The organism is Pseudochrobactrum saccharolyticum, assembly GCF_008801715.1.
Classification (GTDB): Bacteria; Pseudomonadota; Alphaproteobacteria; order Rhizobiales; family Rhizobiaceae; genus Pseudochrobactrum; species Pseudochrobactrum saccharolyticum.
In genome coordinates, this window is sequence record NZ_VZPG01000004.1 from 281,177 (window position 1) to 308,073 (window position 26,897).

Genomic DNA, 26,897 nt, shown 5'->3' on the forward strand with positions numbered 1-26,897 from the left:
GCGTGGCTGGTTCTTGCTAAAAGTCACAAGATGCAACATTTCTGTATCTGGAGTTGTCTGTGGCAGAAACCTCATCGCAATCTGATCCTCAAAATCCGGTTGATGCTCAAAACCCGACTGGGCAACGCATTCTGGCATCGCAGCGTCATGATGAAATTCTGCGCAGGTTGAATGAAGATGGCGTGGCGGGGATCAGTGAGATTGCGGCGTTTTTTGACGTCTCACGGGAGACAATCCGCCGTGATCTGAAACTGCTGGCGCAGCGGGGATTACTGGCGCTGGTTCATGGCGGGGCGACAAAAATCCAGCTTCATGAACCAGCCTTCGGACTGCGCAGTCAGGAAAATAGCGGAGGTAAAGCCGCAATAGGTCAGGCCGCCTGTGCCTTGATCCGTTCCGGCATGGTAGTTTTTCTGGACTCCGGCACAACGACTTTGGCTCTTGCTCAGGCTTTAACACAACAGGATAAAGCACCGGAAAACCTGACAATCTGCACCACAAGCCTGCGAATTGCATTGCAGCTTTGCCATGTGCCGACCATACGCGTGCATATTTTAGGCGGTGAGATCAGTCCTGAAGAAGAGGCCAGCGGCGGCATTGATGTGCTGCAGGCGCTGGAGCATTTCCGGTTTGATCTGGCATTTCTTGGCACGGGCGGCATTACTGCCGAGGGTGAGATTACGGACTTTACCCGTAATGGTGCGGAACTGCGCTCGCGGCTTGCCGTTGTTGCCGGTGAAGCATGGTTTCTGGCCAGCGCAGAGAAATTCGGACGCATGACGCCGCTTCGTGTTGCACATTATGAGCAAGCCGCAGGCATTATTACAGATCACAGACCGGAGCCGCAGTTTGTGACGGCACTGGCTGAGAAGGGCCTCCGGTTACATATTTCATGAATGTGATTTTTTGTTGCATTTAATGTTGTTTTTTGTTGCTTTGTTTTTATAGTGATCTCAACCGGAGGGAGTGAGGTCATGACAGAGCATAATGCAGATCATAAAGACAAAGCAGACAGCTTTCCGTCTCAGGCGCGGGTGGTGATTATTGGCGGGGGCATTATCGGCTGTTCCGTTGCCTATCATCTGACCAAAGCGGGATGGACAGATGTTGTGTTGCTGGAGCAGGGAGGCTTGAGTTGCGGCACAACATGGCATGCGGCAGGACTGGTGGGGCAGTTGCGCAGCCATGCCAATATGACCGGCCTGATCCGCTATTCTACTCAGCTTTACAGCGAACTTGAGGCAGAAACCGGCTTAGCGACCGGATGGAAAAAATGCGGCTCCCTGTCTGTTGCCCGCAGCAAAGATCGCATGACTGTTTTGCAACGCACTGCTGCCTCCGCCCGTGCGCAGGGTGTCAATGTCGAGGTTATTTCAGCCCGTGAGGCAGGCGATCTCTGGCCGGTTATGGCGACGGATGACTTACAGGGGGCTGTCTGGCTGCCGGATGATGGCAAGGCCAATCCCAGTGACCTAACACAATCTTTGGCGCGCGGCGCACGAATGCGCGGTGCCAGAATATTGGAACGGGTTCAGGTGACCGGTATTACCGTGAAAAATGGCCGTGCTTGCGGTGTTGAAACGGATCGCGGGAATATTACTGCAGAAATTGTGGTCAATTGCGCGGGGCAATGGGCACGTAAAGTCGGACAGATGTGCGGCGTAACGGTGCCTCTGCATTCGGCAGAACATATGTATATCGTCACCGGAAAGATTGAGGGCGTGCATCCGGATTTACCGGTTATGCGTGATCCGGACGGTTATATTTATTTCAAAGAAGAGGTTGGTGGTCTGGTCATGGGTGGTTTTGAGCCGCAGGCCAAACCATGGGGTATGCAGGGTATCCCCGAAAAATTTGAATTTGCTTTGCTGGAAGATGACTGGGATCAGTTTGAGCCGTTGATGGAAAATGCTCTGATCCGTGTGCCGCAACTGGCGGAAGCTGAGGTAAAGAAGTTTTACAACGGACCGGAAAGCTTCACCCCTGATAATAATTTTATTCTCGGTGAGGCACCGGAACTGAAGAATTTCTTTGTCGGTGCGGGCTTTAACTCTATGGGCATCGCCAGTGCCGGCGGTGCGGGACGTGCGCTTGCAGAGTGGATTATCAATGGTGCTCCGACGATGGATTTATGGCCGGTGGATATTCGCCGTTTTGCCGGTTTCAACAATAATCAGCGCTGGCTACATGACCGCGTTAAAGAAACGCTTGGCCTGCATTATGCAATGCCCTGGCCGAACCGCGAGCTGGATACGGCACGGCCGTTCCGCCGGTCGCCGCTTTATCATCTTCTGGAGGCGAAGGGAGCTTGTTTCGGTTCGAAAATGGGGTGGGAGCGCGCGAACTGGTTTGCGGATAAGGGGCAGAAGCCGGAGACTGTCTATAGTTTCGGGCGGCAGAACTGGCATGAGAATGTCGGGCGTGAAATGCAGGCTGTGCGCGAGCGTGTTGCTCTCTTTGACCAGAGCTCCTTCGCCAAGCTGCTGATACAGGGGCGTGATGCCTGTCGGGTTCTCAATCATCTCTGTGTCGCTGATATTGATGTGCCGGTGGGGTCGTCGGTTTATACGGGCATGCTCAATGAGCGCGGCGGTTATGAAACAGATCTGACTGTATTGCGGCTTGGTGCGGAGAAGTTTCTGATTATTACCGGCTCCGCGCAGGCAGTTCACGATGCGGATTGGATTAACCGGCATATCAACGACGAAGATTATGTAACGGTCACCGATGTTTCCTCCGCCTATGCAGTGCTGGCACTGATGGGGCCGCAGTCGCGCAGCCTGTTGCAAAAACTGAGTGATACGGATTTCAGCAATGCGGCATTTCCGTTTGGTCAGGTGCGTGAAATCGGCGTGGGCTATGCAACCGCTTTTGCCAACCGCATGACTTATGTGGGGGGGCTTGGCTGGGAGCTGATTGTCCCTGTGGAATTTGCCGTTGGTGTTTATGAAGCGCTGCAGGAAGCGGGGCAGGAATTCGGCCTGCGTGATGCCGGATATTATGCACTGGAAGCGCTGCGTCTTGAGAAAGGTTATCGTGCATGGAGCCGTGAACTGACGCCGGATATTAATCCCTATGAGGCCGGACTGGGATTTACCGTGGCGATGGACAAGGCCGGTGGTTTTATCGGGTGGGATGCGCTGGTGAAGTTCAAGGCTGATAATCTTCTGAAGCGGCGCATTGTGCAGCTGACGCTTGATGATGCAGATGCCGTTTTGTGGGGCGGGGAACTGATCCTGCGCAATGGCGTGCCTGCCGGTGAAATCCGCTCTGCCGCCCATGGTCATACATTGGGCTGTGCTGTTGCACTGGGGTTGCTCAGTCATGCGGAGGGCGCTAGTAAAGACTGGCTGGAGCAGGGGGATTTCGAGGTTGATGTTGCCGGTCAGCGCTATCGCGCGCAGATGTATTTGCGCAGCCCTTATGACCCGAAATCCGAGCGGGTAAAGATCTGATTTTGATTCAATAATCTGCCGGATGATGTTGTTTTATTTATAAAAACAGATCTTCCGGTGGGCTTCCGATTGTGGAGGCGACTATGTCGGGGCGGCGTGCCGCGACCGCTGTCACAATGGCATCTGCCAGCGCAAAGATTGCTGCCGGAGAATTCGGCAGCAAACGGTTCCGCGCCGGTGCGAAAAAGATCGTATCAGCAACCTGAACGAGCGGTGATGTCGGGCTGTCGGTGATTGCCAGAATCACTGCCCCTTTTTGCTTGGCAGCTTTGGAAAGCTGCACGGTATTGTTGGAATAACGCGGCATGGAAATAGCGATAACCACATCACCTTCATCCACCGAGCGCACAAAATTGTTGGAATATTGGGATGCGCCGCGCGATAGAATATTGGATACGTTTTTCTCCGTATAGAGAGCCAGTCCTTCCTCCAGCAGTGTCGCCGCATAATGGCTGGCGCCGGTGCCGAGAATGATGATGCGTCTGGCATTGATAATGGCTTCAATAAATGCCTCCGATGAAGGCGTATCAATATTGGCCATCGTGTCTTTGATATTGTCGGAACAATCGGCCAGAACAGTATGCAAATAGGCACTTTGCTGGCCCGATTGGGTGTTTTCAGCGCTGTTTAATCTGTTTGCTGACGGTGAAAACTGAAAATCCGAGACAATTTTTTCACGAAACTCACCATAGCCGCTATAGCCAGCCGCACGCACAAAACGGGTGATTGTGGCGGTCGAACTGCCACTGGCATGAGCCAGACCTTCAATCGACATGGCAACGACATCCAGCGGTTTTGCCAGAACAAAATCGGCAATCCGGCGATAGGATTTGCTGAAAGAAGGATATGCCGCAGACATGCGGTTGGCAAAATCGGACTTGGGATTCAAAGTTTGCGACATGATGGTTTCCGGTGTTGACGGCATAAAATTTTCATATACTCTATTTTTGAAAATAACCATGTCAAATATAATGACAATCATATCAAAAATGACATTCGTTGGGGAACGGAGACTTTTATGTATAAAAAAATGCTCGTGGCGAGTCTGCTGGGAACAACTCTGCTGAGCTCTGCTTTGATGAGCGGTGCGGCATCGGCTGAAACACTGCGCATTGCGCTCGGATCAGAACCGACTGCAATTGATCCGCATTATCATGATCTGACACCGAATAATGCTTTGGCAGTCCATATATTTGACGGACTGACCCGTCAGGATGAAAAGCAGAATGTACATCCGTCTCTTGCAAGTTCATGGGAGAATGACGGCAAGAATACCTGGACATTCAAATTGCGGGAAGGCGTGACTTTCTCTGATGGTTCACCTTTTACTGCCGATGATGTGATCTTTACTTTCTGCCGCACGCTGAAAAACGAAACAGCGATTGCCGGTTCCTTTGCGGACATTACCGCGAATTTTGAGTCTGTTGAAGCACCTGATGCGCAGACACTGGTGATTAAGACCAAAGCGCCTGAGCCGCTGCTTCCGTCCTTTATCGGCACTGTTGGTATTCTGAGTTCCTCAATCGTCAAACATGACAAGATCAGCTTCGCACCGGAGCAGAATTGCGGTGTGACCGGTGCATGGCCGGTGGTTGGTGATTTCAATGATGGCAAACTTGCAATCGGCACCGGCCCTTACAAGCTGAAAAGCTATGTGCGCGGTTCTGCTATCGAGCTGGAACGTAATGATAAATATTGGGGCGAAGCCGAGCCATGGGAAGCTGTACGTTTCCTGCCGGTTCCGAATGCCGGTCCGCGTCTCGCCGGTCTTCTCGCCGGTGACTATGATATTATTGAAAATCCGGCTGCGCGTGATCTGTCCCGTATCAAGGATGACAAGCGTTTCGGCTATACGATCACGCCTTCAACACGCGTGATTTATTACCAGCTTGATGTGGCGCGTGATGAAAGTCCTTATGTTAAAGCTGCTGACGGCAAAAACCCGCTGAAAGATGTGCGTGTCCGTCAGGCTATGTCGCTGGCGATTGACCGTAATGCTATTGTTTCCCGTCTGATGGACGGTGCGGCGGAACCTGCCTATCAGTTCCTGCCTACGGGCATGTTCGGTACGCTGCCAAACCCGCCGGAACTACGTTATGATCCTGCTGAAGCCAAGAAACTTCTGGCTGAAGCCGGATATCCGGACGGTTTCCAGCTGACACTTTCCACCACCAATGACCGCTATATCAATGACAGCCAGATCACGCAGGCCGTGGCACAATATTTGACGCAGATCGGCATTAAGTCGGATGTGGATGCGATGACCCGCGCCATCTATTTCCCGCGCCGTTCCAAGAAGGAACTGAGTGTGGCAATCGGCGGCTGGGGTTCCACCAGCGGTGAGGCTTCATCCTTCCTGCGTCAGTGGCCGGCAAAACCGAATGAAGAAGGCACTTTGGGCGGCTCCAATTATGGCGGCTATTCCAACCCTGCTTTCGACAAGCTGATCTATGAAGCTGTTGCAACAATGGACGATAATAAGCGTTCGGAATTGCTCCAGCAGGCACAGACCGAAGTGATGAAAGACTATGCTTTCATTCCGCTGCATTTCGAAAGCGGTATCTGGGCGCATAAGGCCAATGTCACTTATACCGGTCGTTCAGATCAGTTCACGATGGCGATGTCTGCCAAGCCGGCCAAGTAACGCAAGGCTAAGCCAGAGCGGTTTACATTCCGGCTGGAATATTGAGACCGCTCCGGATTCTTTCGTGGCCGTATGGCGCAGTTTAATCAGTTCATTTCACTGCGCCATGCTTCAGCCATCCTGACAGAATGATAGTCCGAGAAGCATGTCATGACAGCTTATATTTTGCAGCGACTTATTCAGAGCGCCTTGGTGCTGCTTGCCGTGTCGGTTGCTGTTTTCTTTGCCGTATATGGCATTGGTGATCCGATTGAACTTCTTGTACCCCCGCAGGTGAGTGCCGCCGAACGGCTGGCTCTGATTAAGCGGCTGGGGCTCGATCTGCCGGTATGGCAGCAATATTTCACATTTCTGGGCAATGCCCTGAAAGGCGACCTCGGCACATCTTTCGTTCACGGTGTGCCGGTGGTCTCGCTTATTCTTGCCCGCCTGCCAGCAACATTTGAACTGGTACTGCTGTCGATGACAGTTGCCGCCGTTATCGGTATTCCGCTCGGACTGTTGGCTGGTCTCAATCCTGACAGCCGCCCGTCGCGTTTCATTATGGCGGGAACAGTCATCGGCTTTTCACTGCCAAGTTTCTGGAAAGGCATGATGCTGGTGCTGCTGTTCAGCGTGGCACTTGGCTGGCTGCCGACCGCAGGGCGGGGCGAAACAGTCTCGGTGCTGGGCATTCAGACCAGTCTGTTCACCACCAATGGTCTGCGCCATCTGATCCTGCCTGCACTTAATCTTGCTATTCCGAATATGGCGCTGATGATCCGCCTTGTAGCGACCGGCACCACGGAAGCGATGACGCAGGATTATGTGAAATTCGCCCGCGCTAAAGGTGTACGCCGCAAGCGCATCGTCAATCGTCATGTGCTGCGCAATATTCTGATACCGGTTGTGACTGTTGTCGGCATTGAATTCGGCAGTCTTGTTGCTTTCTCCACCATTACCGAAACCGTGTTCTCATGGCCCGGCATGGGCAAACTGCTGATTGACAGTATCTACCAGCTCGACCGCCCTGTGGTGGTTGCCTATGTGCTGCTGGCCACGCTGCTGTTCGTCGCCGTGAATTTCATGGTCGATGTGCTCTATGCGGTTCTCGATCCGCGGGTCAAACTTTCCGGAGATATGGTATGAATAAGCCGATTATTCCGGATTATGCCAATACACCGCTACGCCAGAAAGTGCTGCGCAGCATCCGCAACAAGCCGACAACACGCGGTGCGGGTATCCTGCTCGGGCTGCTGGTTCTGCTGGCGGTGCTGGCGCCTTTTATTGCCCCGCAAGACCCTTATGATTTGGCCTCTTTGAGCGTGATGGATAACCGGCTTGCACCGGGCTCAACAAGTATGACGGGTTCGGTCTACTGGCTGGGCACGGACGCACAGGGGCGCGATATGGTTAGCGCCATTCTCTATGGTTTGCGTACCAGCCTGCTGGTCGGCTTGCTGTCGACACTTGGTGCCATGACCATCGGTGTGAGTGCCGGATTGCTGGCCGCACAACTTGGTGGTGTTGCCGATGCGATTATCATGCGCGTCGTGGATTTTATGCTCGGCTTTCCGTCAATGCTGGTGGCGCTGGTGCTGCTGGCCTCTGTCGGGCGTGGCGTTGATAAAGTGATCCTCGCGATTATTCTGGTGCAATGGGCGCAATATGCCCGTCTTATGCGTGCTTCCGCGCTGGTTGAACGCCGTAAGGAATATATCGAAGCGGCCGTCAATTTCGGCCTGCCGACCCATTATATTATGCTCCGGCATTTGCTGCCGAACTCTATCGGTTCGGTACTGGTGATCTCTACTATCAGCATCGCCAGCGCGATTACACTTGAAGCTACATTGTCGTTTCTCGGTGTTGGTGTGCCGGTTACGCAGCCGTCGCTCGGCCTGCTGATTGCCAATGGATTTGATTATCTGTTGTCGGGCGAATACTGGATTGCCGTCTTTCCGGGTATTGCACTGGTTCTGCTGATTATCTCGCTCAATTTTGTTGGTGACCGCCTGCGTCGCAGCTTTAATGTGAGGGGCGTATGATGACAGCTTTGCTTGAAGTAAAGGGCTTAAGAACCGTATTTCACCTGCTGGGCGGTGCATGGTCGGCAGTTGACGGCATTGATCTGAGCATCGCGCGCGGCGAAGTGCTGTGCCTTGTCGGCGAGTCCGGTTCCGGTAAATCTGTCACCGGTTTCTCATTGGTGCAATTGATTGATCCGCCGGGGGAAATCGTTGAAGGCGAAATCCTGTTCAATGGCGAAAATCTGCGTGAAGCATCCGATGAACGTTTGCGTAATTTACGCGGCGACCGCATTGCGATGATCTTTCAGGATCCGCTCTCCACACTCAATCCGGTGCTGACCATTGGTGAGCAAATGTGCGAGGCGATCCTTGAACATCGTTCCTGTGGTAAAGCGCAGGCGATGAAAGAGGCTGCTGATGCGCTGGGGCGTGTGGGTATTTCCTCGCCGGAAATACGGCTAAAACAATATCCGCATGAATTCTCCGGTGGTATGCGCCAGCGCGTGGCGATTGCCACCGCATTGCTCAACAATCCCGATCTGATTATCGCTGATGAGCCGACCACAGCACTGGATGTGACCATTCAAAGCCAGATCCTCTACGAAGTGCAGAAACTGGCACGGGAAACCGGTACTGCCGTGCTGTGGATTACTCATGATCTTGCAGTCGTGGCTGAACTCGCCGATCGTGTGGCGGTAATGTATGCGGGGCAGATTGTTGAAACCGGTGCGGTCGATGATGTGCTGGACAGACCGCTGCATCCGTATACGCAAGGTCTGCTGAATTCGTCTTCCGGCATGGTAAAACCGGGGGAACGCCTGCACCAGATTGACGGCAATGCACCGCGTATTGATGACAGGCCAAGCGGTTGTCCGTTCCGCACGCGCTGCGAGCGCGTCAAACCGGTTTGTGCAGAAGTTAATCCCGAACAGCAGGTGATCGACGGGCGGATTTTCCGTTGTCACAATCCGGTATCACTGCCTGTCCGTGAGGTATTCGCTCAGGAGGCAAGACCATGAGTGATGCATTTTTTGAAATGCGCGGGGTGAAGAAGCATTTTCACTCCAAATCCACAATGGCTGATCGCATTCTGCGCCTGACAGGACAGGCCGCACCGGCGCGGGTTTTGCGTGCGGTAGATGGTGTTGATCTGAGTATCAAACGTGGTGAGGTGCTGGGACTTGTCGGCGAGTCCGGCTGTGGGAAGTCCACTCTGTCCCGTATGGCTACTGGTATTTATCAGCCGACAGAAGGTAATGTGCTTTATGACGGTCGCGCCGTTGAAAAGCTCAAAGGCCGTGAAAAGCTCGACTTTCTTTTGAAAGTACAGATGATTTTTCAGGACCCTTACGCTTCACTTGATCCGCGCATGAAGGTCAATCAGATTGTCGGTGAGGCACTGAAGGTGCATCGCCTGATGCCGAAAGCCGAGATTGCCGGTGCGGTGAACAAAGCATTGGAGGAGGTGGGGCTGGATCTCGCATATCGTGATCGCTATCCGCACCAGTTTTCCGGTGGCCAGCGTCAGCGTATCGGCATTGCCCGCGCTTTGTCAGTTAAACCTGATTTTCTGGTTTGCGATGAGCCGGTATCTGCACTTGATGTGTCTATTCAGGCGCAGGTGATCAATCTGTTTATGGATTTGCGTGCCCGCTACGGGCTGACCTATCTGTTTGTCAGCCATGATCTCGGCGTTGTCCGGCATATCAGCGACCGGATTGCGATCATGTATCTCGGCCGTATCGTTGAGATTGGTTCCGCATCAGCAATTTTCAGCAAGCCTGCGCATCCCTATAGCGCGGCTCTGATTAATGCCAGCCCGTCGATCAGCTGTCGTAAACGTGATTTCCAGCCGCTGACCGGTGATCTGCCATCACCGCTGGCACCGCCTTCCGGCTGTCCGTTTCATCCGCGTTGCGCCCATGCCATGCCGGTATGCCGCGAGCGCCGCCCCGAACTAAAAGATGTGACAGCCGACCAGAGTGCTGCCTGTCATTTGCATAATCCGGAGACATAATGACTACCACCATTCTTCGTCCAGAAACCGGACGCAGTACGCTGCCGTTTGTTGATCAGTATCATCCGGACAGACCGCTGGAAGTAAACTTCTACCGCCCTGAAAGCTATCGCCCTGAAGATCCGGTGATTATCGTGCAGCATGGTATGCTGCGTAATGGCGATGAATATCGTGATTTCTGGATTCCGGCGTCTGAAAAACACCGCTTGCTGATTGTTGCGCCGACTTTCCCCGATGCACAATTCCCGATGGCGGAAAGCTATAATAACGGGCTGATCCTCGATGAAAGTGCAGGGCTTGTGCGTGAAAAGCAGGATTGGCTCTATGGTGTGCCTGCGCGTGTTCTTGCAGCCCTTCAGGCCGGTGGGGTAACCACGCAGAAACAGGCGCGTTTATACGGCCATTCGGCTGGTGGCCAGTTCTCGCACCGTCTGCTGGCCACGCAGGATCACGGTATTTTCTCGGATGTTGTTGCGGCCAATCCGGGCTGGTACACATTGCCTGATCTGACACGTAAATTTCCGGAAGGTATGGGCGGCATCGGTCTTGATGAGACGCAGCTTGCCCGTTGGTTTGCCTATCCGATGCATATTTTTGCCGGTGATCAGGATATTGATGAGGCTGATCCCAATTTGCCGGATCAGCCGGAAGCATTTGCGCAAGGGCCTTCCCGCTATAAACGCGCATATTTCGTCTATGATTTTGCGAAGAAACAAGCACAAAGTTTGGGCATGCCGTTTAACTGGAAGCTGATTGATGTGGCCGGAGTCGGCCATGACGGTGCGGCTATGTCGCGTGCGGCTGCGGCTTACTGGTTTGAGGGGCGTATCCCACCCGCATCCGAACTGGTCTTTGAAGAAGCTACCAATCTCTAATTTTATGCAGGAATGATCCAATGAGCATGAATGACCGTCAGGACTTGTGGCAAAAGGTTGAGGACGAAAAGCAGCGCCTCATCGAAATGAGCGACCGCGTTTGGGGAATGCCGGAGGTTTGCTATACCGAAGAGCGCTCTATGGCTGAACATAAGGCTGAGCTGTTGCATCACGGTTTTCGTGTGACCGAGGGCATTGCCGGTATTCCGACCTCTGTGATTGGCGAGGCCGGTGAAGGCGGGCCGGTTATTGCTTTTATGGGCGAATATGATGCGCTGCCGGGGCTCAGTCAGGAAGCCGGTGCCTCTGAACATAAGCCGATTGAAGCGGGTGGTCATGGTCATGGCTGCGGTCATAATCTGTTGGGCGCGGGTGCATTGCTTGCGGCAGTTGCTCTCAAAAATTATCTTGCTGAACATAAAATTCCTGGGCGTGTGCGTTATTATGGCTGCCCAGCGGAAGAGGGCGGTGCGGCCAAAGCATTTATGGTGCGTGCCGGTGCTTTTGACGATGCCGATGTTGCAATCTCCTGGCATCCATACAGCTTCTGGGAAGTGGCTCCGGCTTTGTCGCTGGCCAATACCCGTGCGGACTTCATCTTTACCGGTCGTGCTTCTCATGCGGCTGCTGCGCCGCATCTTGGTCGCAGTGCACTCGATGCGGTTGAGCTGATGAATGTCGGTGTCAATTATATGCGTGAACATATGCCGTCTGACGCGCGTATCCATTATGCATTGCTGGATACCGGCGGTATTGCTCCGAATGTGGTGCAAGCCCATGCACGCGTGCGATATTCTATCCGTGCGATGGATTTGCAGACCATGCTCTCACTGGTGAACCGCGTGAACAAGATTGCGCAAGGTTCTGCGATGATGACCGAAACCCGTATGGAGATGAAAATCGTCAGCGCGGTTTCCAATACGCTGAGCAACAAGCCGCTGGAACAGGCACTGTATCGCACTATGCAGGAGTTGGGCGCACCGGAATTTGACGATCAGGATCGTGATTATGCCCGCAAAATCCGTGCCACCCTCTCACCGGAAGAAATCTCTTCCGTCTATAATGTGATTGGAATGCCGGAAACGGATGCACCATTGGCAGAGTTCTTAGTGCCGCTCGATCAGCCACATAAGCCACAGATAGGCTCGACTGATATTGGTGATGTCAGCTGGGTGGTGCCGACTGTGCAGGTTCATGCGCCGACAGTGGCCATCGGCACGCCTTTTCACACATGGCAGGTGGTGGCGCAGGGCAAATCTCCGGCAGCACATAAAGCCATGGTGCATGTGGCAAAAGCGATGGCCGCGACCGGTCTTGCTGTGCTGAGTGATCCGGTGCTGATGGCAGATGCCAAGGCAGCATTGGCGGCACAAACTGCCCGCACACCTTATATCAGTCCGTTGAGCGAAGGCGTGGAGCCGCCGCTGGATATGTCTAAAGGCTGATGGTCGTTTAAAGTGATTATGAAACGAAAAAGGCAGCCTTCAGGCTGCCTTTTTTGCTGATGATTTTGAGTGCTCTCAATCATTCGATTTAGTGCGATACCAAATATATCCGATACCAATGATGGCTATAAATGGTGCGAAAGCCCATAGCAGCGCATTGATGAATAGTTTCAGCATCATCAGGATCAGCGCGTTCATCAGGAAAATATTCTGTCCCATGACGAGATTTTTCAGCTCATCCCAGACGAGTTTTGAAAACGGGAACATAAGCGTGCAGATTGCAAAATAGAAAAGCGGGGCGAACTGTGCGCCGTTTTTTGCCTGCAAAGCTACCGTGACCATTAAAGCGAAGAAACAAGCACCAATTAACCAGGCACGGATCAGATATGTGCGTTCAACACCGTTCAGAATACGCCCTAACATTCTACCTCAGTCATATTTATGAATATTGATAAAGGGGCGTATAACTTTCATGTGTCGAAAAAGTAAACAAATCAAATAATCTGGTATTACTGAGACTATGTTCATGCCCGGTACAGTTTTGAATGTTATTGTGCAATTGTAATTTACGACAGGAAGTCCGGTATGTTTTCAAAACCTATAATTATCGCTTTGGCACTGGCAGTCTTTCCGGTTTCGGCACATGCAACAACAGGGCCGGGTTGTCTTCGCGTTGTGAATGTTGATGCCGGTGATGCGTTGAATGTTCGTGCGAGACCCTCTGCAAAAAGCAGAATTGTGATTTCAATTCCTGCCAATAATTATGGTGTGCTGGCTCTGAAGGGGGAATGCACACCGAAGACAATTCCGTGGGGGCAGCGCTGGTGTCCGGTCAGCTATTCCTATGAAGACGGTACATTGCACGGTTTTGTTAAAGCCCGTTTTGTTCGGGATCAGGAATGCCCGTGATCAAATTCATTCATGGATGAACGGGATATGCATGACTAAAGTATAAGGCAGTCTTTTGACTGCCTTATTTGTTTTACTTGACCTTAATCAATCCCTTGGCCAATTAGACTGTGTGTATATGGCGGGGGAATCATGAAGATCAAATTAATATTAGCTCTGTCTTTGACAGTATTTTCTGTAGCATGTGCTAAAAGACCTGATGCTATAGTGCCGGTTGATATTCCGATGGCAGCTTATTCAAATTTGAACTGTCAGAGTTTGGCTCATGAATATTCCAGAGAGAAAAGTAATCTTGCTGTTCTTTCTAAACAGCAGAATGATGCCGCAACCGGAGATGCCGTTGGTGTGTTTTTAATCGGTGTTCCGGCTTCGAGCACATTTGGCGGAAATAAAGAAGGACAGGTTGCTGTGTCTAAAGGCAAAATAAATGCCATTGAAGCCGTGTGGAGAAACAAAGGCTGCAGATAGTCATTCGCAATTTTACAGACCCCGCCAAGTGCGGGGTTTTTATTGAAGCAGGAATAGAGTGGCTACAAATGTGCAGATGAAAACAACAATCACAATTGCTGAAAAAGCAGTGCTATTCAGCTGAGTTTTAGGCGGAGGCGGAAGCATTTGCAGCTTCTTTTCAGGATCTGCGTGTTTTACACTTCTGAATTTGTGGACATTGTTTCTCATCGGCTAGAGCATAATTTTAAAGTGTTAGAGCGACCTTTGTGTGCCAAGTCTGGCACACGGCGCTCTATATCGTTTTATCTAACGATACCGCGAGAATAAATCGAACTGGGCCTGATTGATTGTCTGTTCATTCCAGTCAACTTCACGCTTTGATTGCGGTATGAAGCTTTTACGGTGATCGTTATCGTAGAATAATGTCCCGTGAATGCCAACAGCATTACGTTTCAATATCGGACGCTCCCAAAGAGGAGCCAGTACACGATTGGTTTCATCGTCACCGAGCCGTGCAATGAGGTCTTCAATCAGCTCCATATCACATTCATCCGGGAAGATGATGTTATATTCACTCTCGGTTGCCTGAAATATGCTATAAGTCGCGTTTATTGCACCGTCGATAATCTGGATATTTTTCATCATTATTATCTGCTGTTTTTATCGGACACACTATTACTGCAAGCTTATGTCATATGGATACTGGTAATAAGCAAGCGGTTTTCTGGTAATATATTCTACAGTTTATTGGCTGCCTTTTTTGTTGATCGCTGTTTCAGGTGCGGAGGTGTCGGGGTCATCTGTCAGAGACTTTCCGTTGGAGAACATCCACAGGGTTAATAGTGCGAAAACGACAATGATGATTGCGACATCAAATGTGCCCATCGCACATGCGATGCCGACTGCGCCGGTGGCCCAAAGGCTTGCGGCTGTTGCAGTCCCTTTGACTGAAGTGCTGAGGCGTAAAATTGCACCGCCGCCGATAAACCCCATGCCGGTGATGACACCTTCTATAATACGGGCAAGCGCTTCCGGATTGTCTGCTGTGATGCTTTCAGCTGCCTGAACAAAGCCGCAGCTGGCTACGGCAACTAAGGGGAAAGTTCGAAGGCCTGCGCTTCTTTCTTCCCTTTCCCGGTGCCAGCCTATGGGCAAAGCCAATATATAGGCCGCTGCAAGGGCGATAATATGCGGCCAGACATTGAAATTATCGGCGCTGAACGTGGTTGTGATTGCTGCCTGAAACGCTTCCATCCGCTTCCTCGAATCTTTGTGGTGATGAAGAGGAAAACGTGGTGATCTGCAGAATGTTCCAAAGAAGCAGTTGTGGCAGAAGCTCTTACAGTTCCGCGCGGATGCTCATTTTCTCAATGTGACCTTCCCGCAGATATAAGAATAATGGCAGCGCGAAGGATACGCCCGCAGCTAAGCCGATCAGAGCATAATATCCGGAAGGCATTTTAAGTTTCCGGCTTTGATGGATGATAAAGATAATCAGTACCAGTGCGGATATAGCGACATCTGCTGCGAAGAAGCGTGAGATATTGTTTGCAAATAAATGCTCAAAAAATAAAGCTGAGTTGAACCCGTTCTCGATCAGGAACAAACAGAAAAAATATAAAGGGAATGCTGCGCCTATAATCATCAATAGAAAATAAATCTGCCGCATTCTGCCCTCTGATTTAAATATTAAAACCCGAGGAGAATAAAACGCGACTTCCGGAGTAAAGCAAGAGGCGATAGCATGAGGAACTGCAACGGTCCGGCTGGCCAATTAGTTGTCGCGTCTGCCACCAGCATAATAAAGTGCGATTGCCCCGTTTATGGCGAGTATCACAAAAATACATATCCAGAACCCTGCCATATCAATCTCCTGTCCGTGGAGAATGGCAAGTTAGAGGGCGTGTTGCCCAGCTATAATTTTCTGTAGTTTTGTTCGCTGTGAAAGTTTTGTTCTACAGGCAGATAATCAGTTAAGACCGATAAGCGAAGGCATGCCGTGCTTGAGCATTTCACAGTCAAGTTGGATCAACTTGACTTCTTGATTATGTCAAGTTGGATCAACTTGACGCCCGTGATAATGCGAGCAAATAAAGAATCTAGAGCGAGCGCTATGATCCAATCTAGACGTAAACCGCTCTAGGTGTCGGGATATGCATGAAGAGGATAGTTGGGGCAAAATGATTTTCAGCCGGTTCTTCGCAGAAGATGTCGCTCATTTTTTATCCAAGAGAGGGAGCATAACAGGGGGTGTCTGTCTGCTTTGCGTTGTTGCTGTTTTTACTCCGGCTTCTGCCCATGCAGAAGATGTTGCAGACTGGGAAAATATAGCTTCAGGCACTGCATTTATGTCCAATCCTGCTGCTGTTGAATATAAGACCGGCTATAGCAATATTGGTTATGACCATTTCCGTTCGGAAATTATGCTGAACTGGTCTGATGGTGAGGCGCAGTCACAGACTATTTATGAGGGGATTTACGACAGGCCTCCCGCTAAAGTCTGGGGTGCCGGTGACCGTCTCTGTGTATCGATGCAAACCTGCGCACGATATGAGGATAACTGTACGACAAATATCATAGTGTATCGCTATGATGCTGATGTTAAACTGTTTTCGGAGCTTCCGGCTGGTGACAATCTATGCGTTCAAGTAAAAAAATAATTGTGCGGCTTAATATCTGAAGTCAGCCAGAGTTGTGTAGAATGTCTGCTTTGGCGAATAGTTAAACGGTCCGGCGGGAATGGCGCGGTGCAATTATTTTTCCGGCATGGGCGGCAATCGCCATTTCAAAACTATCGGCAATGCGGCGCGCCCGATCAATAAAGATAATGGCTGCTTCCTCAGGAAAAATTTCCCGTGCAGTTTGCTCAAACAAGCCGAGCCAGCGGTCAAAATGCTCGCTTTTTAAATTGAGCTTCAGGTGAGGCGGCATCGGACGACCTTCATAGCCACCGGTTTTGAGAATGACCGCTGACCAGAATTCCGAAATCTGCGCAATGTGATGATCCCAGTCATGTACTGCATCGGCGAAAATCGGGCCAATTAATGCATCTTCACGGGCACGGCCGTAAAATCTGGCAACCAATGTCTGGATTGACGCTTTGTCGATGGATGGATGCGGTTGATTAATAAGAACAGTCATAACCGGTACAGGAAGCACTGCCCGACGTAAGGTGTGCTTTTTTGTTGGAAGGATATAGCAGGTTGTACTCAAAACGGGCATGTTTTGAAAGCAAATTCACGGCTGGATCAAAAATTGCTTTGCAACCTGTGTAACCTGTCGGGTGAGATTGGTCAGTTCATTCGCTGCCAGATGATTGACTTGCCAGAACAGAGGAATTTCCAAAGCACTGTCGGGAACCAGTTCAACCAGACGACCAGATTTGATGTGTTCATGCACGATATGAACCGGATTCATACCCCAGCCCATTCCTGCTAAACAGGCATCGATAAAACCTTGTGTTGAAGGAATCCGATGTGTGGGCATATTAATAATACGCCCCAGTGTCCGGTTAATCCATTCCTGTTGCAGCCGGTCTTTCTGATTGAATGAGAGTGCTGGTGCTTTAGCAATTCCTTCTGCAATACCATTGGTAAAATGCTTTTCAATAAAAGCGGGGGTGGCCGTTGCCTGATAGCGCAATGCTCCCAACTGCGAAACACGACAGCCCTTTATTGGCTTTGAAAGTGATGTAACTGCCGCAAGCACCCGGCCGCGCTCAAGCCATTCAGCCGTATAGTCTTCATCATCAATCGCAATGCTCAGTAAATAGCCTGTATCCTGCACAAAAGGAGCCATAGCCTTTAGGAACCATGTGCCTATACTGTCGGCATTTACAGCTATATTGATGGTAATTCGTTGCATCGCTGAGTTTTGCATCTCAGCCAGATTAGGCAAATGCTTGGCCAGCTCGCTTTCAAGCATGCTGACATGTTCCAGATGACGGCAGAGCCATTCACCTTTCTCTGTTGCCACACACGGGCTTCCTCTCTCGATCAAAGACACGCCGAGACGTTCTTCTATGATTTTCACACGCTGAGAGATTGCAGAGGGCGTTACATGCAGAGCTTTGGCAGCCTGTTCGAAGCTGCCGGTTTGTACAACCATCTTGACAGCAAGAGCGGCAGGATAGTCAATCATGCATTAGTTTCCCTTACTTTGAATTAGATTGTTTAATTTTACTAAACTCACGCTTCTGATAACACGGTTTGCAATTCCAGCCGAGTTTAAAATTCAGATATGAGCTTATCAGTATTCATTACAGGCATGACGATGGGGCTGAGCCTGATCGTTGCCATTGGTTCGCAAAATGCTTTCCTGCTGCGGCAAGGCTTGCGCAACGAACATGTTTTTGCCGTTTCCTTAACCTGCGCTTTGTCCGATGCAATTCTGATCGCATTGGGGGTCGCGGGCTTTGGTACGATTATCGGCATGGCGCCCTGGCTTGATCCGGTCATGCGCTATGGCGGAGCCGCATTTCTTATATTCTATGGGGCGGCTAATATGCGCTCGGCATTGCGATCATCTGAAACCCTTGCATCCGGTAATTCTGCTGAAAAGCAAAGTTTAAAAGCAGCTGTGCTGACCTGTTTCGCGCTCACATGGCTCAATCCGCATGTTTATCTCGATACGGTGATGCTGCTCGGCTCTATCTCGACCCAGTTTTCAGGTTTTGAGTTTATGTTTGCAGCCGGTGCAATCTTAGCTTCATTTTTATTTTTCTTTTCGCTTGGTTACGGGGCAAAGTGGTTGAGACCGCTATTTGCAAAACCGTCAGCGTGGAGAATTCTTGAGGCAATTATTGCATTTGTAATGTGGGGAATTGCTGCCCGTCTTCTTATTGGTTTGTGAGTAAATCACCGGAGTTTAACTGAATGCCTGAAGCCCCGTTTATTTCTGAGAAAGTAATGGCAATAGCGCCGGATTTTCGTGCGCTGAGTATCTATGTCGATACCAAGGCGGGTGTCATGAATGAGATTGATCCTGTTATTCTGGACGATGCGTGTGCTTATGTGCTGGCAGGCGGACCATCATGGGCAGAGGATCACCTGGCTGGTTGGGCAGACATCTATCTGAAATTTGGTGCGAAGCCTAATCGCACTCCATGTTCTGCTCAGGCGCTTCGAAAGCGCGTCTTGAAAGAGGGACGCATTCCTGCAATCAATCCTGTTGTTGATCTCTATAATGCAATTAGCTTGCGCTATGCGCTGCCGGTAGGCGGGGAAAATTACGATGCCTATGTCGGGCGTCCTCAATTGATGCTTGCTGAAGGAACCGAGATTTTTGACACTAAGAATAACGGAGAGGACGTCATTGAGAACCCTATGCCGGGGGAGGTGATTTGGCGTGATGATCTGGGTGTTACATGCAGGCGCTGGAACTGGCGTCAAGGAGGCAGGACGCGGCTTGATCATGCTGGAGGCCGTATGTGGTTTATATTGGAAAGTTTAAAAGCAATGCCTGCATCTGCTCTTGATGAAGCAGGGGATATGCTTGTGAATGGTATCAGGAAAATGGCACCGAACAGTGAAATACTCATACAAAAAACTGCGGTTTAGCCGGTAGGTGCAAAAAATTTTATGTCAGTATTAACCGGTCTCTCTGCGTTTCCGATCACGCCTGCCAATGAATATGGCGAAGTCTGCATAGAAAATCTATGTTCGCTAATCGAAAGAATGATTGTCGCCGGGGTCGATTCAATCGGGCTTCTCGGCAGTACAGGTACATATATGTATCTGAATTATGCAGAGCGGAAAAAGGCAATAGAAGCGGCGCATCAGCAAATTAAAGGCAGGGTGCCGCTAATTGTCGGCGTAAGTGCTCTACGGACGGATGATGCCGTTAAATTTGCACAGGATGCGAAGTCTTTAGGGGCTACAGTAGGGCTATTAGCGCCTGTTTCATACACAAGTTTAACGCAGGATGAGGTCTTTGAGCACTACGCTAGTGTTGCTAGAGATAGTCAGCTACCGATCTGTATCTACGATAATCCGGGAACGACGCACTTTAACTTCTCTGATGCGTTAATAGCCCGTCTATCCAGAGTGACGGGGATTGTCGGCATCAAAAATGCATTGCCGGCAGATAGTAATTTGGAGCAGCATATACTGAAGCAACGCGCTTCAGTTCCGCCGGAGTTCTCGTGTGGCTATAGCGGTGATTGGAAATGCTCCGAAGCTTTGCTCAAAGGCGCGGATGTTTGGTATAGCGTTTTGGGAGGCGTTTTTCCTGAACTCTGTGTCAGTTTAACACGTGCATCTGAAAGAAAAGATACAGAGCTGGCACACAAACTTAACGGGATTTTGCAGCCGGTTTGGTCTTTGTTTCAACGACATGGCAGTCTGCGTGTTGTTTATGAAATGCTTAATCAGCTGTCTTTGTCTGATGCTGTACTTCCGCGCCCGTTCTTGCCACTCGATAAAAGCATTGCTGCTGAAATTGCAGTTGCAATAAGGGCAATTTCTGGAGCCACAGGGCAGGAATAAATAACAATGGCAGAGCTTTGTAACATGCGAGCCTGCCGCTAAAATCACATATAAATGTGCACGGTTTTTATATGTAACTACGCTGTTATGTTCTTGCGAGAAATCACTAAGCTATTGAAAAATTGGTGAATACGATATTGCGCACCCTTGCCCCTCTGATTAGAGGGCACGAAGGAAATCGACGAACTATGGTATTGGTTATGATGCGGGAGTTTACTGATTATTGAGCGGGCATATTGGGTGGAGCAAAGACGATAAACGGCGTTTTGGGTGTCTGGTTTGGTTCCACATATTCTGGAGCAGGACGCCCAATTTCCCCAAATGACTTCACATATTGATATAATGACCGCAACTCATGGTCAGTCATGGTATTCACTCCGTACCACGGCATAGGTGGACGGGTTTTCATTGTATGTCCGTATTTTACGAACTCATTTTCGCTCATTTTGGAGAGGGTAATGCGCAAATTAGCGGGATAAGTCGTCCCCCAAGGCCCTTGAAACCCGATTTGATTTCCTAACAGCGCTTTCTTGGTGTCTACTTTACCACCACTTTCAGCGAAGCCTTCTGTGTGGCAGTCATGGCATCCGCCGGTCACAGCGATACGCGCACCTTCTTCCACGCTGGCCTTGTCGGCCGCTATTGCTGTACTTGCAAAAACAATAATGAAAGTCGCTGTAACAAACCTTATCATTTTTCTCTCCATTTAGCTTGATACCTATGACAGTTAACAAGGTAGAGGCGCTTAAGTAAGCTAGCTAAACGGAGTACAATATTAGCCTTTTGATGGAGGGCGTGGGTTAAATACAGAGCAGGATAAGTATTAATGAGGTAATCGATGGCTTAGGCAGAGTTGAACATGGTGACTTACGTGGCGAATGCCGATAGTTGTTCGGATGATATCAATGGCTGATCGGGATATCTGCCTCTATAGCCGTTTCATTTCGGTTGCGTCTATCAAGTCTGGTAACGATGCGTTGCATGAGGCGATAAGCAGGGCATGTGATGATTACGTACACCGTGTTGGTCTTGACGGCCATGTGAACCAGTTACGCGAAGGTATGAAAGAGCTAAAGGAAGAGATGTGGGAAAGTGCCAAAGAGACAATTAAGGGTCTCGACTAGGTGTTGGCTGTTTTAGCTCAGGAGAAAAAGTAACATCCATCGACCCGTTTTTGAGTTAAGCGTTGCAAGTTGGGTACGGACGAAAAACTGATTAATTCTCAATCATTGCCATTCATAAACCCATCGTTATCTGGCGCTTATTGGAGATCACTCCTTGCCGACAATGTCTACGGTATTAGCCTTCGCAAGTTTGACATTTGGAATGGCCCTCATTCCGGGGCCTAATATGATTTATTTAATCTCACGTACTGTTTGTCAGGGGAAAACAGCAGGTTTTATCTCTCTCTTCGGTATTGCAATGGGGTTTGTTGTTTATGTCTTGTGCAGTGCCTTGGGAATAACTGCGGCGTTTTTCGCAGTGCCTTACGCTTATGAGGTGCTGCGTTATCTGGGGGCTTTGTATCTGCTTTTCCTGGCGTGGGCAGCCCTACGGCCAAAGAAAACACTTTCGTTAACACCTCGTCGAGTTGATGTTGATTGCTATCAAAAGCTTTTTATAGTTGGGTTTTTGACAAATTTATTAAATCCAAAAGTTGCAATGCTTTACTTAGCGCTGCTCCCTCAATTTATTGACCCAGCACAAGGGAGTGTGTTTGTGCAGTCTTTGACACTAGGCTTAGTGCAGATATTGTCGGCAATTACGGTTCAGTCAGTAGTAATAGTAACAGCCGGTTCAATTTCCTTTGTCGTGTTGCGTCACACGAAGTGGATCAAGATACAGCAGTGGGTAATGGGAACTATTTTTGCAGGCCTTGCACTTCGTGTTGCAACACAAAATTAAAACTATCTAATACAATGTGAGTTACTCTACTCATACCACCCCTGAGGTAAAGCCGGACAGTTCATCCAGCCTGACCATAGCTATGCGCATCTGACCTTTGCAGCCTCTAGCCTTGCATCGGACACGGTTTCAATTTCATTTAGATGGGGTTGTTTTTGAACTGCATGGCAATCTTCCAGCTCATCTATGTTCCTGCCAGAGATGCATAAAGAGTGCTCCAGTGCATTCAATCTCATGCTGATTAAGGAGTGAGATTGCACAAAAACAGTAAACTGATTGTAAACTACAGCAGTTCGTTCTGGGGAGGTTTCCACTAAGCTATTGAAAAGCTTGGTGGGTGCGACAGGGATCGAACCTGTGACCCGCTGATTAAGAGTCAGCTGCTCTACCGACTGAGCTACGCACCCACTTTTCTGAATAATCATTCAGTAAGTGAGCGGTTCTATAAAGTGGAGCCGAAGGCCTGTCTAGTCATGAAATTATTTTTTTGAAAAAAAATGTGCAATTTTCATGTCTTGTGATGTGAGGCAGGCAAGTGACTGATCCGGATTGTGCTTTTACGCCTGACTGGGATGTTTCGGTTCATAAACCGCAAAACAGGCGGCTAAATAGCCTTGATACGTGATAAATGATTGCACATATAGTTTGCATTGCAGACATATAGGTATATCACGCTGAATTAAGTTTCAGCCTGCATATCGGATTTTTAATAATCTAACAGCTATACAGACTGCTGAATATTGTTGCTGCTGACTGGTTTTGTCATCAGAGTTTTGTCTTTGTGCCATAATTAGGCGCAAAAAAACTGGCATAGCGTCTGCTATGGTTCTGGTTAATCCTCCTTCCGGGCAGTATTAATCATTTACAGGAATGATGGCGAAGCAGCGCGGAAATTTTCATGCTTTGCATGATCTGAGGGTTCAATGGACGGTTTTATCGGCGATCTCGGGCAGTTTATTTCGGCCAATCAGGCTTGGGCCGGACCGATTGTCGGGTTGATAGCATTTGGTGAGTCTCTGGCTGTGATCGGTATGCTGATTCCGGCAACACCAATCATGCTGGCAATCGGCGGTCTGGTCGGGGCCGGTATTATCGATCCTATTCCCGTCATGATCGGCGCTGTTATCGGTGCCGTTATCGGCGATGTTATTTCCTATTTGCTGGGCTGGTGGCTCGGACGTCGGGTTATTCACCAGTGGCCGCTGAACAAATACCGTTCCCATATTGCGCAGGCACGCCTGTTGTTCCGCAAATATGGTTTTGCTGCCGTGTTTTTTGGCCGTTTCTTCGGCCCTGTGCGTTGTACCGTGCCGCTGGTTGCGGGCATGATGTCCATGGATCAGAAGCGTTTTCAGACCGCTAATATTACCTCCGCGCTGGTTTGGGCGCCGGTTATGATCCTGCCAGGTTGGTTGGCCGGTAAAGGTGCGGGCATCTTTGCACGTCTCGATGGTACTGACTGGGTGTGGATGGCTGTTGCTCTTACAGTGCTGGCGACAGTTGTCAGTATTGTTGGTGTCCGCTTTATGCGTGCACGCCCGAAACATGAGCGCAGACGCGGTGCCGCGAAGAATAAAATCTCTGCAACACCAGCTGAATAATAGTTCCTGTCATAAAATTCGGGGCAGTGTCTGATATACACAGACACGTAAAATTGTTGCCGCATTGCCAGAGGTTTGGCAAAATAATCACCGGACGAACTTGATTAGATTTGCATTTGTATTCATTATAAATGCAAATTATCAGTCCAACAGACAGCCGTTCATCGTGCAATGGTCTGATTTTTAAAAGCTTTACGCTGAATATGAAATGTTTAACCGCGCAAATTGCGCCTAAAATGGGTCTTTAAAAACTCCGATGCCGGAAGATACTTCTGACGATTCGTCTATTCCGGATTGTTGCCGCTCCGAACTGGTAACAATCCGAAACACAATTTTCCTGCACGCCGCTGGCAGACAAAACAGGTCTTTGACATATCAGACCTCTGTTCCACCGGTTGTGCATGTTTCCCGTCCTGTACAATTTCTGCGTGATAAGACTGCCGGTGCTGCAGCTGTCATCGCCCGCCTGTTTTCTGCAAAGGAGACCGGCCCGCGGGATAAAATCCTTCTGTTTTTCTCGGTGATGTATCAAACCTTGTTTCAGGTGCCTGAAGCGGCTCTGAAAAAAGGGATCTCTGATCCTGCGCTATCAGCAGGAAATCACACTGCCAATAAGCATGTCCGGTTATCTGATTTCAAAACCGGTAGCGGAACGGAACTGACACGGTTTTTTGTAACCGGATTCAGTGCCGAACCAGTGCTTGCGCGTTTGGCTGGCCAAAAACAGGCTTGCAACCGCATCCCGCAACAGAAATTCTAGGAAACGACAACCCATGGAATGGATTGCCGATCCCAATGCCTGGATAGGCTTGGTTACTCTGATTGTTCTTGAGATTGTTCTTGGTATCGACAATCTCGTATTTATTTCTATTCTTGCCGGTAAATTGCCACCGAGCCAGCGTAATAAAGCGCGACTGCTCGGCCTTGCGCTTGCGCTTTTGATGCGCCTTGGTTTGCTGGCCTCGATCTCGTGGATCGTAACGCTTACACAGCCGCTCTTTACCATTTTCTCCTTTGGTTTCTCCGGCCGCGATATCATTATGATCGTCGGTGGTGTGTTCCTGCTTGCCAAAGGTACGATGGAACTCCATGAGCGTCTTGAAGGTGAAAATGCCGTCAAGGAAGGTAATCCGGTTCATGCGGTGTTCTGGCAGGTTATTGCCCAGATCGTTGTTCTTGATGCTGTGTTCTCGCTCGATAGCGTGATTACCGCTGTGGGCATGGTGCAGCATCTGCCGGTGATGATGATTGCTGTTGTCGTTGCTATGGCAGTGATGATGGTTGCTTCCAAGCCGTTGATGACATTCGTCAATAAACATCCGACCGTGGTTATCCTGTGTCTTGGCTTCCTGATGATGATCGGTTTCAGTCTGGTGATTGAAGGCTTCGGTTATCACGTGCCTAAGGGCTATCTCTATGCGGCAATCGGCTTCTCGATCCTTATCGAAGCTGCCAATCAGGTCGGCCGTCACAACCGTGAAAAACGTGTGACGACCAATGACCTGCGTGAACGTACCGCCGGTGCCGTTCTGCGCCTTCTTGGTGGTGGTCGCGGCAGTGACAATGCTCTGTCGGAAACTGTTGACGTGATTGCGGAACATACTGCTGCGGCAGATGTGTTCCGTCCGGAAGAGAAGGAAATGATCCGCGGTGTGCTGGATCTGGCTGATCGTCCGGTTCGTTCCATCATGACACCGCGTAATGAGGTGGAGTGGCTGGATCTGGATGCGAGTGAAGAAGAGCTTCGCAATGAATTGCGTCAGTTTGCCCATTCACGTGTCATTCTTGCCCGTGGACAGGTCGATGAATTTGTCGGCGTGGCGCTGACAAAAGACTTGCTGCTTTATCTGGCGGATTCCGCACCGATTGACTGGCAGAGTGCCATGAAACAGCCGCTGGTTGTTCATGAACACAGCAATGTGCTGCGGGTTATGGAGCAGTTGCGCGGTTCTCCGGTGCAGATGGCGGTTATCGTCGATGAACATGGCTCTTTCGAAGGTGTTGCAACGCCAACGGATATTCTTGAAGCCATTGCCGGTGAGTTTCCGGATGAAGACGGCGATGCTCCGAGTGTCGAGACCGTCGAAGACGGTGTCTGGATTGTCGATGGCTTTACAGATATCCGCCGTCTGAGCGGTATTCTGGATCGTGATCTTGTGGATGAGGATGACCGTTATACGACACTGGCCGGTTTTGTTCTCTGGCATCTCGGACATATTCCGACAGGTGGTGAAAAATTCACTGCCGAAGGTTTTGAGTTCGAGGTTCTGACCATGGAGCGCCGTAACATCGCCAAAGTCAAAATCACAGCTTTGCCTGCTTATGATCTTTAAGCTGGCTGACTGATAAGAGAGAAACGCCGCATCATCTGATGCGGCGTTTTTATATAAAATGCATTGTCCTATTCTGTGAACACTGTGTCGCAGGAGATAACTTGCAGTTTTTCTGAAACACTTTTAACAGGTGGCTGAAAAGAGGGCGCAGTTATGCCTGTCTGTTTTTCAGCTGAAAAAGGAAATATCCGTGCCAAAGCTTTATACAATCATTTGTGCAACACGTTCTGCGCGTCATGGCGATAAATTTGCCAAATGGTTTAATGATTTTGCAGCCGCAAATTCTGATTTCGATGCAGAGCTGGTTGATCTGGCAGAAGTTAAACTGCCGTTTTTTGATGAATCCACACATCCACGCGCGCAGAAATATGAGCATGAGCATACCAAAAAATGGAGCAAGCTCATTGATGCCGGTGATGCATTTGTCTTTGTGATTCCGGAATATAACTATTCCCCTCCGGCTGAATTCTTCAATGCGGTGAACTTCCTCAATACCGAATGGAATTATAAGCCTGCGGCTATTATGAGCTATGGCGGTGTGTCCGGCGGTTTGCGCTCCGCACAGGTTGCCCGTTCGCATCTGAGCACATTGCGTATGATGCCGCTGCCGGAAGGTATTCCGCTGCCGAATTATCCGCAGTTCCTGAATGAGAACGGTGAATTTGTTGCGACTGAAATGGTTGAAGCCAGTGCAAAGACTGTTCTGGCAGAGCTGAAAGTCTGGAATGACGGCCTGCAGACAATCCGCAATAAGTAAGCTTCCATCTTATTG

Annotated in this window: 28 protein-coding genes and 1 tRNA gene; 20 read left to right on the forward strand and 9 right to left on the reverse strand. The window is 49.9% G+C overall.

Annotated features, from left to right (window positions below):
• Positions 1–53 precede the first annotated feature (53 nt).
• Entirely contained in the window at positions 54–896 is an 843-nt protein-coding gene (locus tag F7P81_RS13570; protein ID WP_210307648.1) for a DeoR/GlpR family DNA-binding transcription regulator, read from the forward strand.
• Between the two features lie 78 nt (positions 897–974).
• Positions 975–3,455 (forward strand): GcvT family protein, encoded by a 2,481-nt coding sequence (locus tag F7P81_RS13575; protein ID WP_151159913.1) that lies wholly within the window; start codon positions 975–977, stop codon positions 3,453–3,455.
• Positions 3,456–3,492: 37 nt separating this feature from the next.
• Here F7P81_RS13575 and F7P81_RS13580 read toward each other — a convergent pair whose 3' ends face one another.
• The gene (locus F7P81_RS13580) at positions 3,493–4,356 is read right to left on the reverse strand and encodes a MurR/RpiR family transcriptional regulator (protein WP_122092271.1); all 864 of its coding nucleotides are present in this window, start codon (positions 4,354–4,356) and stop codon (positions 3,493–3,495) included.
• 117 nt (positions 4,357–4,473) lie between these two features.
• On the opposite strand from F7P81_RS13580, the gene F7P81_RS13585 reads away from it, so the two are divergent.
• The 7 genes from F7P81_RS13585 to F7P81_RS13615 all read left to right on the forward strand — a co-directional run bounded on the left by F7P81_RS13585 (position 4,474) and on the right by F7P81_RS13615 (position 12,442).
• Complete coding sequence (locus tag F7P81_RS13585; protein ID WP_022711421.1) at positions 4,474–6,099, forward strand: ABC transporter substrate-binding protein; 1,626 nt, start codon at positions 4,474–4,476, stop codon at positions 6,097–6,099.
• Between the two features lie 150 nt (positions 6,100–6,249).
• Entirely contained in the window at positions 6,250–7,227 is a 978-nt protein-coding gene (locus F7P81_RS13590) for an ABC transporter permease (RefSeq protein ID WP_151159915.1), read from the forward strand.
• Positions 7,224–8,123 carry an ABC transporter permease gene (locus tag F7P81_RS13595; RefSeq protein WP_075656207.1) on the forward strand — a complete coding sequence of 300 codons (900 nt, stop codon included), beginning with the start codon at positions 7,224–7,226 and terminating at the stop codon, positions 8,121–8,123. Before F7P81_RS13590 ends, F7P81_RS13595 begins: the two co-directional genes overlap by 4 nt.
• The gene (locus tag F7P81_RS13600; RefSeq protein WP_210246331.1) at positions 8,123–9,124 is read left to right on the forward strand and encodes an ABC transporter ATP-binding protein; all 1,002 of its coding nucleotides are present in this window, start codon (positions 8,123–8,125) and stop codon (positions 9,122–9,124) included. Before F7P81_RS13595 ends, F7P81_RS13600 begins: the two co-directional genes overlap by 1 nt.
• Complete coding sequence (locus F7P81_RS13605) at positions 9,121–10,122, forward strand: ABC transporter ATP-binding protein (protein WP_151159919.1); 1,002 nt, start codon at positions 9,121–9,123, stop codon at positions 10,120–10,122. The genes F7P81_RS13600 and F7P81_RS13605 overlap by 4 nt, the downstream gene beginning before the upstream one ends.
• On the forward strand, positions 10,122–10,997 hold the full coding sequence (locus tag F7P81_RS13610) for an alpha/beta hydrolase family protein (RefSeq protein ID WP_151159921.1): 876 nt from the start codon (positions 10,122–10,124) through the stop codon (positions 10,995–10,997). The genes F7P81_RS13605 and F7P81_RS13610 overlap by 1 nt, the downstream gene beginning before the upstream one ends.
• A 26-nt stretch (positions 10,998–11,023) precedes the next feature.
• Positions 11,024–12,442 (forward strand): M20 family metallopeptidase, encoded by a 1,419-nt coding sequence (locus F7P81_RS13615; protein ID WP_151160020.1) that lies wholly within the window; start codon positions 11,024–11,026, stop codon positions 12,440–12,442.
• Positions 12,443–12,517: 75 nt separating this feature from the next.
• Here the strand turns inward: F7P81_RS13615 and F7P81_RS13620 are convergent, their stop codons facing one another.
• Complete coding sequence (locus tag F7P81_RS13620) at positions 12,518–12,865, reverse strand: hypothetical protein (protein WP_022709127.1); 348 nt, start codon at positions 12,863–12,865, stop codon at positions 12,518–12,520.
• A 162-nt stretch (positions 12,866–13,027) separates the two neighbouring features.
• On the opposite strand from F7P81_RS13620, the gene F7P81_RS13625 reads away from it, so the two are divergent.
• The gene (locus tag F7P81_RS13625; RefSeq protein ID WP_022709126.1) at positions 13,028–13,351 is read left to right on the forward strand and encodes a hypothetical protein; all 324 of its coding nucleotides are present in this window, start codon (positions 13,028–13,030) and stop codon (positions 13,349–13,351) included.
• 132 nt (positions 13,352–13,483) lie between these two features.
• Entirely contained in the window at positions 13,484–13,819 is a 336-nt protein-coding gene (locus F7P81_RS13630) for a hypothetical protein (protein ID WP_022709125.1), read from the forward strand.
• 288 nt (positions 13,820–14,107) lie between these two features.
• On the opposite strand, the gene F7P81_RS13635 is transcribed toward F7P81_RS13630, so the two are convergent.
• From F7P81_RS13635 to F7P81_RS13645, 3 genes are all read right to left on the reverse strand, one after another.
• Complete coding sequence (locus F7P81_RS13635; protein ID WP_246176127.1) at positions 14,108–14,446, reverse strand: hypothetical protein; 339 nt, start codon at positions 14,444–14,446, stop codon at positions 14,108–14,110.
• A gap of 99 nt (positions 14,447–14,545) precedes the next feature.
• The gene (locus F7P81_RS13640; RefSeq protein WP_116087713.1) at positions 14,546–15,055 is read right to left on the reverse strand and encodes an MgtC/SapB family protein; all 510 of its coding nucleotides are present in this window, start codon (positions 15,053–15,055) and stop codon (positions 14,546–14,548) included.
• An 85-nt stretch (positions 15,056–15,140) separates the two neighbouring features.
• Entirely contained in the window at positions 15,141–15,575 is a 435-nt protein-coding gene (locus F7P81_RS13645; protein WP_151159923.1) for a DUF2834 domain-containing protein, read from the reverse strand.
• Positions 15,576–15,954: 379 nt separating this feature from the next.
• On the opposite strand from F7P81_RS13645, the gene F7P81_RS13650 reads away from it, so the two are divergent.
• Positions 15,955–16,461 (forward strand): hypothetical protein, encoded by a 507-nt coding sequence (locus tag F7P81_RS13650; protein ID WP_151159925.1) that lies wholly within the window; start codon positions 15,955–15,957, stop codon positions 16,459–16,461.
• Between the two features lie 61 nt (positions 16,462–16,522).
• On the opposite strand, the gene F7P81_RS13655 is transcribed toward F7P81_RS13650, so the two are convergent.
• Together F7P81_RS13655 and F7P81_RS13660 are read right to left on the reverse strand one after the other, a co-directional pair.
• On the reverse strand, positions 16,523–16,942 hold the full coding sequence (locus tag F7P81_RS13655; RefSeq protein WP_151159927.1) for a group III truncated hemoglobin: 420 nt from the start codon (positions 16,940–16,942) through the stop codon (positions 16,523–16,525).
• A gap of 96 nt (positions 16,943–17,038) precedes the next feature.
• Positions 17,039–17,941 carry a LysR family transcriptional regulator ArgP gene (locus F7P81_RS13660; protein ID WP_151159929.1) on the reverse strand — a complete coding sequence of 301 codons (903 nt, stop codon included), beginning with the start codon at positions 17,939–17,941 and terminating at the stop codon, positions 17,039–17,041.
• A gap of 99 nt (positions 17,942–18,040) precedes the next feature.
• Here F7P81_RS13660 and F7P81_RS13665 point away from each other — a divergent pair, with 99 nt between their 5' ends.
• From F7P81_RS13665 to F7P81_RS13675, 3 genes are read left to right on the forward strand one after another with little or no spacing between them, the layout of a single operon-like run.
• On the forward strand, positions 18,041–18,652 hold the full coding sequence (locus tag F7P81_RS13665; protein WP_151159931.1) for a LysE/ArgO family amino acid transporter: 612 nt from the start codon (positions 18,041–18,043) through the stop codon (positions 18,650–18,652).
• A 23-nt stretch (positions 18,653–18,675) separates the two neighbouring features.
• Positions 18,676–19,359 (forward strand): B3/B4 domain-containing protein, encoded by a 684-nt coding sequence (locus F7P81_RS13670; protein ID WP_151159933.1) that lies wholly within the window; start codon positions 18,676–18,678, stop codon positions 19,357–19,359.
• A gap of 21 nt (positions 19,360–19,380) precedes the next feature.
• On the forward strand, positions 19,381–20,286 hold the full coding sequence (locus F7P81_RS13675; protein ID WP_151159935.1) for a dihydrodipicolinate synthase family protein: 906 nt from the start codon (positions 19,381–19,383) through the stop codon (positions 20,284–20,286).
• A gap of 220 nt (positions 20,287–20,506) precedes the next feature.
• On the opposite strand, the gene F7P81_RS13680 is transcribed toward F7P81_RS13675, so the two are convergent.
• Positions 20,507–20,980, reverse strand: coding sequence for a c-type cytochrome (locus tag F7P81_RS13680; protein WP_151159938.1), 474 nt, complete (start codon positions 20,978–20,980; stop codon positions 20,507–20,509).
• 211 nt (positions 20,981–21,191) lie between these two features.
• Here F7P81_RS13680 and F7P81_RS13685 point away from each other — a divergent pair, with 211 nt between their 5' ends.
• Together F7P81_RS13685 and F7P81_RS13690 are read left to right on the forward strand one after the other, a co-directional pair.
• Positions 21,192–21,410 carry a hypothetical protein gene (locus F7P81_RS13685; protein ID WP_151159940.1) on the forward strand — a complete coding sequence of 73 codons (219 nt, stop codon included), beginning with the start codon at positions 21,192–21,194 and terminating at the stop codon, positions 21,408–21,410.
• Between the two features lie 154 nt (positions 21,411–21,564).
• Positions 21,565–22,191 (forward strand): LysE family translocator, encoded by a 627-nt coding sequence (locus F7P81_RS13690; protein ID WP_183956650.1) that lies wholly within the window; start codon positions 21,565–21,567, stop codon positions 22,189–22,191.
• 331 nt (positions 22,192–22,522) lie between these two features.
• Here the strand turns inward: F7P81_RS13690 and F7P81_RS13695 are convergent.
• Positions 22,523–22,598 (reverse strand) — tRNA-Lys (locus F7P81_RS13695).
• A 516-nt stretch (positions 22,599–23,114) separates the two neighbouring features.
• Here F7P81_RS13695 and F7P81_RS13700 point away from each other — a divergent pair.
• From F7P81_RS13700 to F7P81_RS13710, 3 genes are all read left to right on the forward strand, one after another.
• Positions 23,115–23,792 (forward strand): DedA family protein, encoded by a 678-nt coding sequence (locus F7P81_RS13700; RefSeq protein ID WP_022709872.1) that lies wholly within the window; start codon positions 23,115–23,117, stop codon positions 23,790–23,792.
• Between the two features lie 773 nt (positions 23,793–24,565).
• Complete coding sequence (locus tag F7P81_RS13705) at positions 24,566–26,125, forward strand: TerC family protein (RefSeq protein WP_075656249.1); 1,560 nt, start codon at positions 24,566–24,568, stop codon at positions 26,123–26,125.
• Positions 26,126–26,315: 190 nt separating this feature from the next.
• Positions 26,316–26,882 carry an NADPH-dependent FMN reductase gene (locus F7P81_RS13710; RefSeq protein ID WP_246176128.1) on the forward strand — a complete coding sequence of 189 codons (567 nt, stop codon included), beginning with the start codon at positions 26,316–26,318 and terminating at the stop codon, positions 26,880–26,882.
• The last annotated feature ends 15 nt before the right edge of the window (positions 26,883–26,897 follow it).